12 protein-coding genes and 1 tRNA gene are annotated in these 12,563 nt (G+C 37.1%); 1 reads left to right on the plus strand and 12 read right to left on the minus strand.

Annotation, left to right across the window (positions count from 1 at the left end):
- Positions 1 to 170 precede the first annotated feature (170 nt).
- The 8 genes from ACFIJL_RS07100 to rpmH form a co-directional block, all read right to left on the minus strand.
- Positions 171 to 255, minus strand: a tRNA-Leu gene (locus ACFIJL_RS07100).
- Positions 256 to 383: 128 nt separating this feature from the next.
- Positions 384 to 1,004: a 2,3-bisphosphoglycerate-dependent phosphoglycerate mutase gene (locus ACFIJL_RS07105; protein ID WP_375623809.1), complete on the minus strand. Its 621-nt coding sequence runs from the start codon at positions 1,002 to 1,004 to the stop codon at positions 384 to 386.
- Positions 1,005 to 1,032: 28 nt separating this feature from the next.
- A complete protein-coding gene (gene dapB / locus ACFIJL_RS07110) occupies positions 1,033 to 1,845 on the minus strand; it encodes a 4-hydroxy-tetrahydrodipicolinate reductase (RefSeq protein ID WP_375623811.1) in 813 nt (270 codons plus the stop codon).
- A gap of 1,212 nt (positions 1,846 to 3,057) precedes the next feature.
- Positions 3,058 to 3,750 carry a glutathione S-transferase family protein gene (locus tag ACFIJL_RS07115; RefSeq protein WP_375623813.1) on the minus strand — a complete coding sequence of 231 codons (693 nt, stop codon included), beginning with the start codon at positions 3,748 to 3,750 and terminating at the stop codon, positions 3,058 to 3,060.
- A gap of 139 nt (positions 3,751 to 3,889) precedes the next feature.
- Positions 3,890 to 4,534, minus strand: coding sequence for a ribosome biogenesis GTP-binding protein YihA/YsxC (gene yihA, locus ACFIJL_RS07120; protein WP_375623815.1), 645 nt, complete (start codon positions 4,532 to 4,534; stop codon positions 3,890 to 3,892).
- Positions 4,531 to 6,369, minus strand: coding sequence for a membrane protein insertase YidC (gene yidC / locus ACFIJL_RS07125; RefSeq protein ID WP_375623817.1), 1,839 nt, complete (start codon positions 6,367 to 6,369; stop codon positions 4,531 to 4,533). Before yidC ends, yihA begins: the two co-directional genes overlap by 4 nt.
- Positions 6,359 to 6,751 carry a ribonuclease P protein component gene (gene rnpA, locus ACFIJL_RS07130; RefSeq protein ID WP_375623819.1) on the minus strand — a complete coding sequence of 131 codons (393 nt, stop codon included), beginning with the start codon at positions 6,749 to 6,751 and terminating at the stop codon, positions 6,359 to 6,361. The genes yidC and rnpA overlap by 11 nt, the downstream gene beginning before the upstream one ends.
- Before the next feature lie 117 nt (positions 6,752 to 6,868).
- On the minus strand, positions 6,869 to 7,003 hold the full coding sequence (rpmH, locus tag ACFIJL_RS07135; protein WP_005864709.1) for a 50S ribosomal protein L34: 135 nt from the start codon (positions 7,001 to 7,003) through the stop codon (positions 6,869 to 6,871).
- A 567-nt stretch (positions 7,004 to 7,570) separates the two neighbouring features.
- Between rpmH and ACFIJL_RS07140 the strand changes: the two genes are divergently transcribed.
- Positions 7,571 to 8,632 carry an Mrp/NBP35 family ATP-binding protein gene (locus tag ACFIJL_RS07140; protein WP_375623822.1) on the plus strand — a complete coding sequence of 354 codons (1,062 nt, stop codon included), beginning with the start codon at positions 7,571 to 7,573 and terminating at the stop codon, positions 8,630 to 8,632.
- Between the two features lie 486 nt (positions 8,633 to 9,118).
- On the opposite strand, the gene ACFIJL_RS07145 is transcribed toward ACFIJL_RS07140, so the two are convergent.
- From ACFIJL_RS07145 to rsmI, 4 genes are all read right to left on the minus strand, one after another.
- The gene (locus ACFIJL_RS07145; protein ID WP_375623824.1) at positions 9,119 to 9,910 is read right to left on the minus strand and encodes a pyrroline-5-carboxylate reductase; all 792 of its coding nucleotides are present in this window, start codon (positions 9,908 to 9,910) and stop codon (positions 9,119 to 9,121) included.
- A gap of 55 nt (positions 9,911 to 9,965) precedes the next feature.
- Positions 9,966 to 10,211 (minus strand): hypothetical protein, encoded by a 246-nt coding sequence (locus ACFIJL_RS07150; RefSeq protein ID WP_375607294.1) that lies wholly within the window; start codon positions 10,209 to 10,211, stop codon positions 9,966 to 9,968.
- 103 nt (positions 10,212 to 10,314) lie between these two features.
- Positions 10,315 to 10,683, minus strand: a complete 369-nt coding sequence (locus ACFIJL_RS07155) for a YraN family protein (protein WP_375623865.1) — start codon at positions 10,681 to 10,683, stop codon at positions 10,315 to 10,317.
- A 10-nt stretch (positions 10,684 to 10,693) separates the two neighbouring features.
- Positions 10,694 to 11,581, minus strand: a complete 888-nt coding sequence (gene rsmI, locus ACFIJL_RS07160) for a 16S rRNA (cytidine(1402)-2'-O)-methyltransferase (protein WP_375623826.1) — start codon at positions 11,579 to 11,581, stop codon at positions 10,694 to 10,696.
- Positions 11,582 to 12,563 lie beyond the last annotated feature (982 nt).

Raw genomic sequence — 12,563 nt, forward strand, 5'->3', positions numbered from 1 at the left:
TGGCTTACATCAAGAAGCGTTAGCAGACTTCAAAGAAACATTAGAAACATTGTGCGAAGCGTGCTTTATAGAGAAATATTAAAAATCCTATTCCCTAACTTTTATTTACGCGTCCCTCACTGTAAAAAATATATGGAAAATCAATAAATTATTTTGGATAAAAAAGAACATGGTGCCCAAAAGAGGACTCGAACCTCCACGCCTTACGGCACAGGTACCTGAAACCTGCGCGTCTACCAATTCCGCCATCTGGGCTTATAAAATTCATCTAAGCGCATGAAGAAACTCTGTCAATAAAATTATAGAATTTATTTTTTCAGCTTAAAACGATAGAATTGAATTTTTGAGGGAGATCATGATTTTAGAAGTTTAAGGTTAGAAGTTTAGGGTGTGAGGACTGTCTTTGATAAAATTGTTGAATCCGGATTAAATGTGTAAATAATAGGAATGCCGGTCGCTAATTCTTGAGATATAATTTCCTCACCAGTTAGACCTTCAAGCGCCATAATAAGAGCACGAAGAGAGTTTCCATGTGCTGCGATCAAAACAGTTTGGGAGCGCAAAATATGAGGCTGGATATGGTAAAGATAATAAGGCCAGATGCGCGCACCGGTGTCGCGTAGGCTTTCTCCATTCGGCGGCGCAATCGTATAGGAGCGGCGCCACATTTGCACTTGTTCTTGCCCCCATTGTTGGCGTACTTCATCTTTATTTAAACCAGAAAGATCACCATAATTACGTTCATTTAATGCGGGACTTTTTATCACTTCTAAATCTGATTGTCCCATTTGCTCTAAAATGTGCTGAGCGGTTTTTTGAGCTCTCTGTAAGGCAGATGTATAAGCGATATCAAACTTTAAACCATATTCTTTTAGTTTTTCTCCTGCTGCTATCGCTTCTGCATGACCTTTTTCTGTTAAATCGGGATCTTTCCAACCGGTAAAAAGGTTTTTGAGATTCCATTCACTTTGTCCATGACGAATGAGTACAAGTATGCGTCCCATTATGAATTGCCTCTATTCTATTGATTGTTTAAAATTCATCGTTCAATCCTAAAACATCGAACATTGAATAAAGACCGCTTTCATGATTTTGTGCCCATAAAGCTGCTTTTAATGCACCGTTGGCAAAGATAGAGCGTTCTTGCGCTGTATGTGAAAGAATAATGCGCTCATTGGAACCGGCAAAAATGACACTGTGTTCTCCAACAACTGTTCCACCACGTGAACAGGAAAAGCCAATGGTGCCTTTTTTGCGTTTACCTATATGACCATTGCGTTCGTTGACACCCACATTTTTAAGCATAACATTGCGCCCTTCAGCTGCTGCTTGGCCAAGAAGAATGGCTGTTCCAGAAGGGGCGTCAACTTTGTTCGCGTGATGCATTTCATAAATTTCGATATCAAAATCATCGGCTTCTAATGCTTTAGCGGCTTTCTTTACAAGGTTTGCTAAAAGATTTATTCCAAGGCTCATATTTCCGGATTTGACAATTGTTGTATATTTTGCAAAATTTGCAATTTTTTCTTCTTCTGTTTTGCTAAATCCTGTGGTGCCAATAATATGGACAAGGCTTTTTTGAGCAGCGTAGTTAGCATAAAGAATACTGGCTTCTGGTTGTGAAAAATCTAAAATACCTTCTGTATTAGAAAAGGCATTTTCGGGATTGTCAGTGATACTAATCCCAAGAGAATCAGAACCAATTAAGGCACTGGCATCTTTTCCTACAAACGGTGAGCCTTTGCGTACAAGAACAGCACAAAGCTCTACATCTCTCCTCTGCTGGATTGCTGTAATGAGTTCACGTCCCATTCTTCCATTTGCACCAACAACTGTAAGGCGCATTTTTATCTCCTTATGATACTTTACTGTGCAGTATAGGCAAATTCTTGCCTTCTTTCCAATGGTTCTTTTTCTTTATAGAAAAATTTTTTTCTGCTTTAATTTATCTTGTTGTGCTGTAAGATACTGTTGTTTAGAGCAAGTGATATAAGATCTACAAATTTAAATAGAGATGTTTTTCGTTAGAGGGTGTGATGAATATTCCTAAGTAAGGTTTGCTTATGAAACCTAATGAAGATTGTGTATTACTTTACGCTTTTGTTTCTTTCGTTCTTTAAGGGGGAGCGTTCTTCATGCAAAACAAGATCTCCCAAACAAAATAGACCTATGTTGTCAATTCATGCGCTTTTCTTAAAGAAATATTTATCAATTTTTCTAAACTTATTTTATGATAGTGTTCATGAGTGGTATCACGAGAGAGTATCCATAAATAATATAACATCTATTCTGCGCCACTATCTTTATGCTTCAGAAAAGAGAAAATCAGCACTATCATGCGTTTTATTAGCCTTTAATGTTTTAATAATTCTTGGCACTTAGGCATTTTCATTCTTTTCTTTAATATTTTTTCACTTACCAATTTCATTTGTGACCCATAAGCAAGTGATTTTGATTGTTTCAAATGTGAGGAAGGTAATGAGAAAAAAGTATTTGGAATTGATGATTTAAGTTAAAAATGATTGTATATCAATATATTATCCATAAATAAAATCATGTAAAAAGGGAGTAAAAACAAGAGACTAACAAGAAGTTGGATTGTTTACACACGAGAGTTGGTCGGATTCTTCATCCTTGAGGAAAGTCAGTTGAAAAAATTGTTATGTTATAAAAACGCATAATGAGTTTTGTTTATTATAGAGCAAATAGTATATATATTATGCAATACATTTTTTCATATATTGGGGAGAATGGAGGATAACATGCGTTAAGTATTATTATTTTATTTGCCGATCTTCTAATAATGCTACAGCTCTTGTATTTAAAGAGAGTCTTTAAAATTCTTTCTTAAATACTTTCTCTCCCTGTACTAATCTTTTTTATGACATGACAAGAAAGTGACTTTTTTGATGCAATTATAAAGGGTCTTATTCTCTGTTAAATATGATTATAAATCAATGCATTATTGTATTATTTATATGAAATGCATAAAAATTCATAAACCTATAAATATCCTTTAGATAAAATATCACTTTTATTTTTGTTTGTGAGAGAAGGCTAGAAATCAAGATCTGCATAGTGAGCACTTGCAACAATTCCGCGGACGCGATCTGTTAAAAGAGAACGAAAAGAAGGGCGTGATTTAATTCTCATATACCAGTCTTTGGCAGCAGGAGATTGTTCCCAGTCAATTTCCCCTAGAAAGTCAAGTACAGAAATAGAGGCTGCTGCTGCTAGATCTGCATAGGACAAGGCAGAACCGACTAAACTATCGCGAGAGGCACAGAGCCAATTAAGATAGTTCATATGTGGTAAAATATTGGCACGTGCATTGCGTAAAATTTGTGAATTAGGAGCACCACCGCCAATGGCAAGTGGCATTTCACGTTTATGGATTCGTTCTCGTACGATATGGCGCGTTGCTTCATTTTCGAATTTATTTAAGAACCAGTCATTGAGACGGCGTACTTCCGCACGATCTAAAGGATTTTCCGGAAAGAGCTTATTTTCTTGTCGTAAACTTCCATGTATTTCGTCTAAATATTCACAGATAACAAGAGGGCCTGATAACGGAACTTCGTGTTCATCGAGAAAAACAGGAACATGACCAGCGGGATTGAGAGCTAGAAATTCGTGTCTTCTTGCCCATTCATATTCTTCAATCAGTTGAGTGGTTACACCATATTCCCCAAGAATGAGGCGTATGAAGCGCGAGGCAGCGGATAGGGGAGAGTGAAAAAGTGTTAGCATAATTTACACTATCAAATAGAGTTGAAGAAAATTCTTTCAAGTAATCATTTTTATAAAGATGCTTGACTAGAAGTACAAGATTATTAGCAGCTGCTAGCAATTATAATTAATAAATTATTAATAACTAGGAATTGTTCTCTTATGCGATGGTTTGCAAAATGGCAGCACGTAATTCTTCTAAACCGATAGCTTTTTCTGAAGAGGTTACAAGAAGCTCAGGATAAGCTGCTGGGCGTTTAAGAAGCTTTGTTTGTGTGCTCATAATTAATTTTTCCAAGGCATTTGATTTGATTTTATCGCTTTTTGTCAAAACAATTTGATAAGAAACGGCTGCTTTATCAAGGAGAGCAAGAACATCTTCATCATTATTTTTGATTCCGTGCCGTGAATCAATCAAGATATATACACGTTTTAACGTTGTGCGCCCCCGTAAATAGCTAAAAATCAAATTTGTCCACGCATCAACCAGATTTTTAGGAGCAGCAGCGAAACCATAACCAGGCATATCTACTAATGCTAGAGGGGGAAGGTCTCCTAGTTGCCCACTGAAGCCATCAGGGACAAAATAATTAAGCTCTTGAGTCCGTCCTGGTGTATTTGAGGTACGTGCTAAGCTTTTTTGTTGGACGAGTGCGTTAATTAAAGATGATTTTCCAACATTGGAACGTCCTGCAAATGCAATTTCCGGTGGTCCTTCGGGGGGAAGAAAGCGTATTGCTGGTACACCACGAATAAAAATCCAATTGCGAGAAAAAATTCCAGAAAGGGAAGAATCTCTTGTCATTCACGCACTTCTTTTTTGGGTGATCTTCTCCAGATGGCTTTCAGATTATCAAAAAGCTCAATTTTGACGCCTTGGCGCTTCATCATGATACCTTGCTGAATGATTGATAATATATTGTTCCATGCCCAATAGATGACGAGACCAACAGGGAAAGAGGCGAGCATAAAAGTAAAGACAATAGGCATCCATGTGAATATCATCGCTTGGGTTTGGTCTTGAGGAGCGGGATTCATACGCATTTGTAAAAACATCGTTATTCCCATAATCAAAGGCCATGCACCAATCATAAGAAATGTTGGCGTTGTATATGGCAAGAGACCAAACAAGTTAAAAAGAGAAGTTGGATCGGGTGCCGCTAAATCTTGAATCCAGCCAAAGAAAGGCGCATGGCGCATTTCAATGGTGATATAGAGAACTTTATAAAGAGCAAAGAATATTGGGAATTGAACCAACATTGGCCAACAACCGGCAAGGGGATTAATTTTTTCGGTTTTATACAGGTCTATTATTGCTTGTTGTTGTTTGGTTCGGTCATCGGGATATTTTTCTTTTATTTCTAGCAACCGCGGTTGTATAAGCTTCATACGTGCCATAGATTTATAAGATTTATTGGCTAGAGGGAAAAGAAGTGTTTTTAAGAGTACTGTGACAAGAAGTATGGCGATACCAAAATTTCCTGTTTGCTTATAAAGAATATCAATGAGAGAAAACATTGGTTTGGTGATGAAATCAAACCAGCCCCAATCAATTAAAAGAGCAAACTTTTTGATTTTTAGGTTATTTTGATAATTATTAATAATTTCAACTTGTTTTGCACCAGCAAAAAGACGATTAGTAACAGTTTTTGTTTCATTTGGGGCAATCGTTAAAGGCGACCCTAGCAAGTCAGATTGATAATGTGTTTGCAAACGATCAAAATAAATAAAACGGCTTGTATATTCTTTATTTTGCGGGGGAATGACTGCTACGGCCCAATATTTATCGGTAATACCAATCCAACCTCCTGTTACTTTAGAGAAGGTCATGCTCTTTTGCCCATTATCAGGATTTGGATCAAGTTCTGCTAAGGTTTTATATTTTTCAGTTTTGAGCGAATCTCCCGCAATTCCTATCATCCCCTCATGAAGCAAATAGGTTGCATTTGTATGTTCTGGTGGCGCTGCACGTGCAACGCGGGCATAGGATGAGAGATATATTGGTTGATCACCTTCATTGCTGATAGAATCCTCAATGGTAAACATGTAATGATCATCAACAGAAAGGGTACGGCGGAAGATTTGTCCCTGTCCATTATTATAAATTAAAGTGATGGGTGTTGAAGGAGTCAGGATTGTATTATTTCCCTCTATTTGCCATTTTGTATCCGATTGAGGTAAGGCTTTTGCTGGCAAAGACGCACTTGCAAAACCAAATTCAGCAAGGTAGGTCGTTTTAAAACCTTTAGGGTTTAGCAAATCGATTTCCGGTGATTTTTTATCGACTGTTAAACGATATTTTTTGAGGTGAAGATCATCGAATTGTGCACCAACAAGATTAATAGAGCCTTCTAGTTCATTGGTTTTGATCGCAATACGTTCTGTTTTGGCCAATACAGCTTTCCGAATTTCAGGTGTCATTGGCTGTTCGATGATAGATGTAGCTTGATGCGTTGAGGCATCGTCAGAAAAATCCGTCGTGGTAGTAGCAAGAGCTGATTGTTGTTTTGACAATTGCTGTGTGACGATTTGTTGTTTTTGTAACTTTGCTTGTTTGGGAGCAACATGAAGAAATTGCCATGCGATGAGCACTACGAAAGATAAGCCAATAGCGATAAAGAAATTGCGGTTATATTCCATCCGTACACCCTTGTTGTTGTTTCTGATGTTTTATTTTTGGTTTTATTCGCCGATTTAACTCACTAATTAAGGATGTAAAAGGCGCATGTAACACATCACGGTACGCTACAATGACATAATCTGTTCCTGCTTCTAGGTGGTTTGTTACACCAACTCTCACGGCTTCACGCAAGCGCCTTTTAATACGATTACGTTTCACAGCATTACCGTTTTTACGGGTAACAGTGAAGCCTACGCGTGCAAAAAGAGAATCTTTTTTTTCTGTTGTTTGTTTACGAGATTTAACTTCGAGCAGAAATAAAGGACCACGTCGTTTTTCTCCTGTACGGACAGCCAAAAAATCTGCTCTTTTGCGAATACGACAGGGATGTTTTTTCTTCATAAAAGAACATTTCGCAATTTCACTAAATGCCTGCAAGCAGGCATTAGAGGTTCATAATGAAAGTTTCACAACGAAGAAATGATGAGAAATCCTCAATAGTTGTGAATATTTAAATGGTTAAGCAGAGAGCCGCTTACGTCCACGAGCACGTCTTGCAGCAATAACTTTACGTCCTCCAGCTGTGGCCATGCGTGCACGAAACCCATGGCGGCGTTTACGGACAAGTTTAGAGGGTTGGTAAGTACGTTTCATTTATTTAAATACCGCGGAGTGCGGCCCTTCTTAATCTTCGTTTTATGAGCAGTTATGCACGAGATGAACAATTTTATCCTATCATACGGCTGTTAACCCATAAGGAAAAATATAAAAAAAGTCAATCTTAGAATGTTTTTCTCTCCCTTGAAAGAATACAAAACACCTTAATAACTGTCTGTGACACTTTTTGTAAAATACTGTAAGGGTTTCAGAAAATAACGATTGAATCTACAAAAAACAAATGACTAGGGCATTAAAGAAAGTGTGACTGATTACTGTATGCCAATTTTAAATATCCTTTAATATTAAAAGTTTTTTTACAAAATTTTTATCAGAATATTCATTAAATTGATTGTAGCATAAACATGATTGATAGGATTTTATATCAGATTTTATGTTTGAGCTTCTTTATTTAAGGATAGTTTCATATTTTTAAAGAGATAAGATATAAGTAATGTACACTTTATAATGCTGAGTAAAGTAGAAAATTATCAGGTGATAAGCCTGTAAGTGTTTTCGTTCTTATGCTTGTATTTGCTGGTATTTTTATAGAGAGGAAAGAACGTGAATCCTATCACAAGTGAGGCTGTCCGCAATGTGTTACGTACAATCAAAGGACCAGATCTTGAAAGCGATATTGTGTCGTTGGGGCTTCTTTCAGAAATATTGATTGCTGATGGAAAGGTTTTTTTTTCCATTACAGTTCCTGAGGGAGGTGTGCAAGAATGGGAATCATTGCGTCGTTCTGCTGAAAAGATGGTATGTGCCTTGGAGGGCGTGGAATCTGTTGTTGTCACACTTACAGCTGAAAAAACAACAAAGGCTGCATCTAGACGGAGAGCAAATCTCTTACCGATCAAAATGCCCATAGAAGGTGTGCGGCATGTGATTGCTGTTGCTTCTGGAAAAGGAGGGGTAGGAAAATCTACGATGGCAATAAATATCGCCTTAGCTTTACAAGATTCTGGTTTCAAGACGGGGGTGATGGATGCTGATATTTATGGTCCTTCGTTGCCACGTTTGACAGGACTTGTTAATCAAAAACCACAGCTTATTGGAGAAAAAAAGCTTCAACCTCTTGAAAAATTCGGACTGAAATTGATGTCGATGGGATTTTTGGTGGAGGAAGAAAAGCCGGTGGTCTGGCGCGGTCCTATGGTTATGGCAGCTGTAACGCAATTGTTACGAGATGTTGTATGGGGCCCTTTGGACGTTTTAGTCGTTGATATGCCGCCCGGTACAGGGGATGCACAATTAACGCTTGCCCAACAGGTACAATTAACAGGTGCGTTGGTTGTTTCTACGCCCCAAGATCTTGCTTTAGTGGATGCGCGTAAAGCAATAGAAATGTTCATGAAAGTTAATGTTCCTATTCTAGGACTCATTGAGAATATGAGTTATTTTATCGCTCCTGATACGGGAAAACGCTATGATATTTTTGGCTATGGTGGTGCACGGGCAGAAGCGGAACGTCGAGAAGTCCCTTTCTTAGCGGAAATACCGCTTGATGCAGCTTTAAGATTTTCTTCAGATGAGGGGGTCCCTATTTTTGTTGCTAAGCCTACTGAAGAGCTTGCTAAACTGTATCGTAAAATTGTTGATCAAATAAAAAATAAATTCTTTTGAAGATATGTTTGTTTAAGAGAATTTGCTAAAATATAATCATAAAAGACATAAAAATAGGTGTAACCTTTGTAAGGGTAAAGGGAAGCCTTAATGTTTGAGTGGAGTATAGAGGTGACAAACAAAAAGTTAGTCATGCACTTGGGTAATCTGAAGAACGGGGACTTAATCGGGGCGGTTGGAGCAGTGAGGTGAAAAAGATGTTGGCATTGATGCGAAAAGAAGAAGACAGAAAATGAAAATAATTGAGGAAAATTGTAAAAGGTTATAAAAAATATTTAACAATCACTTTTTTACGATAAAAACAGCTTGAAGATCAATCGGAAGATTGATCCCTATTCATTTAAATTACAAGGGATGGGCGTTTAAAAAGCTCGTTTATCTTGCTCTTGAAATGTGTATAGCAGATAATGTTATCAATCCATATTCAAGAAAAACTCAATAAAAATACCAATAACTTTCTCTTATTGAGAGGATAAAAAATGCTGGTCAAGCCTTTTTAGAAGCATTTATTTTTTGAAAAGTAGCTTCAATAGCCGTTGTTAAAGCACTTCTTCCCCCTTGATGAGAAAAACAATTTGACAAAAATTCATTTGTTCCCCCCTTTGTTGAAAACTCTTTTTCAAGTCGTGCAAAATCGAGAGATGTAGAACAATCTGTTGCTATAATTTTACGCATTTCATCTGTAAGATTGCCAAACATCATGGTAAGAAATTCTGCTGATTGCTGTTGTTTTAACCCCTGTGTTATAAACCATTGATGGGCTGTCTCTAAAAAATTAAAATATACGCCCATAAGTGAACCAGCAGTCATAAAAAGATTAAACTGCTCTTCCTTATCTAGTACCAATGTACCCCCCAATGCATCAAATAGAGCACGTAAAAAGGGATGATCGGGATAAATTGGTGTCAAATTTTTACACTCTGCGACAAAAGGTAGAGGAACAGCACGATAAACTTTATGGTTGATCCATTCTTCCACTTCTGCTGCTTTTGCCATAGCAAGTACGGAAATAACCAGCTGTTCTGGACGAAAGCGAAGAGAACGCAAAACGCTTTCTGCAATTTGGTTAGGCAAGCAAAGAAAAACACAATCACTCACATCGAGCAACGCTTGGTTATTTTCAGCAATCATAACCTTATCATACGTGTGTGAAAGATGCTCTGCTGTTTGTGCATTGCGCGGTGAAACAATAATGGAAGAAATGTCAAAGGTGCTTGTCATGAGGCCATTGACCATTGAAGCACTGATTGTGCCCGTTCCCAAAAAGCCAAGTTTCATTTCTCTTCCTCAGTTTTATATTTTAAAAGGAATCTCAATTAACAGTTTATGTGTTTTAACTAACATAAATGCTAATTGAGGAAGCAACACATAAAATAGCAAGAATAATCAAGCCCAAATAGACTTTTGGTTTGTCAAACAGAACGGCAAAAGCAGAAAACCAACCAACAATAGCTGCGGCTAATGCAAATAAAAAACCTGGTTTATTCATAAGTACAATATGCATTGCCATTAAACCACCAATAATCAGCGCTCCAAAAACAATGAGCAAACCTGTTGCAAACTTTTCATAATCATCCATATTTCGCTCCTTATAGCGCTCAAATTGTTATACACTTTTTAACGCATATGCATATAAAAACGAAACGTTTTTTATAGAGTATGGTTAAAACGGAAGGAGTCTTTTATTGATCAGATGTAAAAAATGCAGGGATATGCTGTGGCCAACGCCAAGGTAAAATTGCAATTAAATCAAAGCGTACAGACAAAAGGGCATAATCTTTTTGCCGTGCAAGCCAAATATCGGCAGCTGCTTCAATTCGCCTTTCATTCATTCGGGAAACCGCTTCCATTGCTTCAGCTAATGTTGAACGTGCTTTGACTTCAACGATTAAAATCAAATTTCCACGTCGTGCAATTAAATCAATTTCCCCACATTTTGTTTTAAAACGCCTTTCGGCAATGTGAAACCCTTTGCAACGTAGCCACCAAGCTGCCAATTTTTCTGCACGAACCCCTCGATAAAAAGACTTTTGCCTCCGTTTTTTTTGTATAGTCTTAATTTTATGCATTTTTTAAAAAATTTAACCGCTGAAAAAGTTCCTGTTTTTTAAAACCGGTCTTTTTTGCAACCAAAGCTGCTGCCTGAGCAGCAGAATGTGTCCGCGAGAGTTTTAATAACATTTCATCAACTTCTTGATCACTCATCACGTTTAAAGAAGAAGATGATTCTCCAACAAGTACAACAATTTCTCCACGAATATGTGATTGTTTTTTGTAAGATTCCAACAAATTCCCCAAATTGGAAGCATCCACTGTTTCAAACTTTTTTGTTAATTCACGACAAATTGCGGCAGGTCGATCAGCCGAAAAAAGCGTGACCATATCCTGTAAAGTTTCAACAAGACGATGCGGTGATTCATAAAAAATCAAAGTCGCTGGAATCTCTTTTAATTGTTCCAATCGTTTTTGACGCTGTCGCTTGCGTGCACTCAAAAAACCTGCAAAGAAAAAGCTATCCGTAGGAAGCCCTGTTGGTATAAGAGCGGTTAAAAGAGCTGATGCTCCAGGGATCGGAATAATTTTATGACCAGCTTTACGTGCCTTTTCTACCAATCGAAATCCGGGATCAGAAATAAGTGGCGTTCCCGCATCGGAAACAAGCGCTACCGTTTTATTTTCTGCCAAAGCGGCTAAGAGCTTCGGCCCCGCTTTTTGCGCATTATATTCATGATAAAGAAAAGTTTTTTTCTGAATACCATAACGTTGCAACAAAACACGTGTTACCCGCGTATCTTCACACGCTAAAATATCAATTCCTGCAAGCACTTGCAAAGCACGAAGCGTAATATCTGCAAGATTTCCAATAGGCGTTGCTACAAGATAAAGCCCTGGTTCTATAACGGGGGCAGAATAAGCATGCGCACCTATAAAATATGCTTTTTCACACATGCTCTTTTCTTTTCATCAAATTCCCCTCACCACAAGATTTTTATTCATACTCATAAGCTTTATAAGCCATTTTTGTTCATTTTTTACCAGTACATTTTTTATCATTACAAAGGCTTACTTTGCTCGAATAGTTGATACTCCCACAATACAATAGTTTTACCTTCATATTCACTAACATTATCATCTGTTTTGGTCAGCATGATCTTTTTCAAAAAAACAGACTCCAGATGTATCCAATATCCTATCAGCTCTATAATTTTCTATAAAGTTTTTCTTTCGAGAACCAAAAACAATTTTACCTGTGCCTATATTTCACGCTTGGTTGTGCTCTTTTACAAGCTAAACTTTCTCAATTATTTCCATAACGCCCATCTTTCAAATGCTCTATTGATATTCAAACTGTTCTTCTGAGTAAACGTCAGCAGATCCTTTTAAAACACAAACAACTCGCTATATCGTTATTGATCAAATATAAGCCCTTCTTAGCAAAATATTTCATTTTGTCCTATTCTCTTCCCCCTTAACAGATATAAAGAATATCTTAAAAACTTTCAAGGTTCATTTTTATCTTAATTATTTGATTTATAATGGATAATTTGTTATTTTTTGCCTATAGAGTAGGCGCCTTAAATATCGTAAAATTATCTCATTTTAACGCCTCTTATCATCAATGAATTAAAATCATTTGTATGCATCACAAGGAGGATTGGTGTGTCGTTGAAGATGAGTAAAAAAGGAGTAAAATGCCTTTTTGAGCTCTCTTAAAGCAAAGGCTATCGCAACATTGGAGTTAGCAAAGAAAGTGATGCTGCCGGTTTATACTTTTTATTGCGTAAATATGGAACTATTCATTTACGAGAATACGAGATATTTTTCTCAAGATTTATCGCGAAAGAATTGTTCGATATATATTGAGAGCTATCTTTTAAAAATAAATCCATAAATAAGCAATACAAGTTTGTTTTAATTTTGGGCGTTTTAT

The organism is Bartonella sp. TT119HLJHH, assembly GCF_042193385.1.
In the GTDB taxonomy this organism is placed as follows: domain Bacteria; phylum Pseudomonadota; class Alphaproteobacteria; order Rhizobiales; family Rhizobiaceae; genus Bartonella.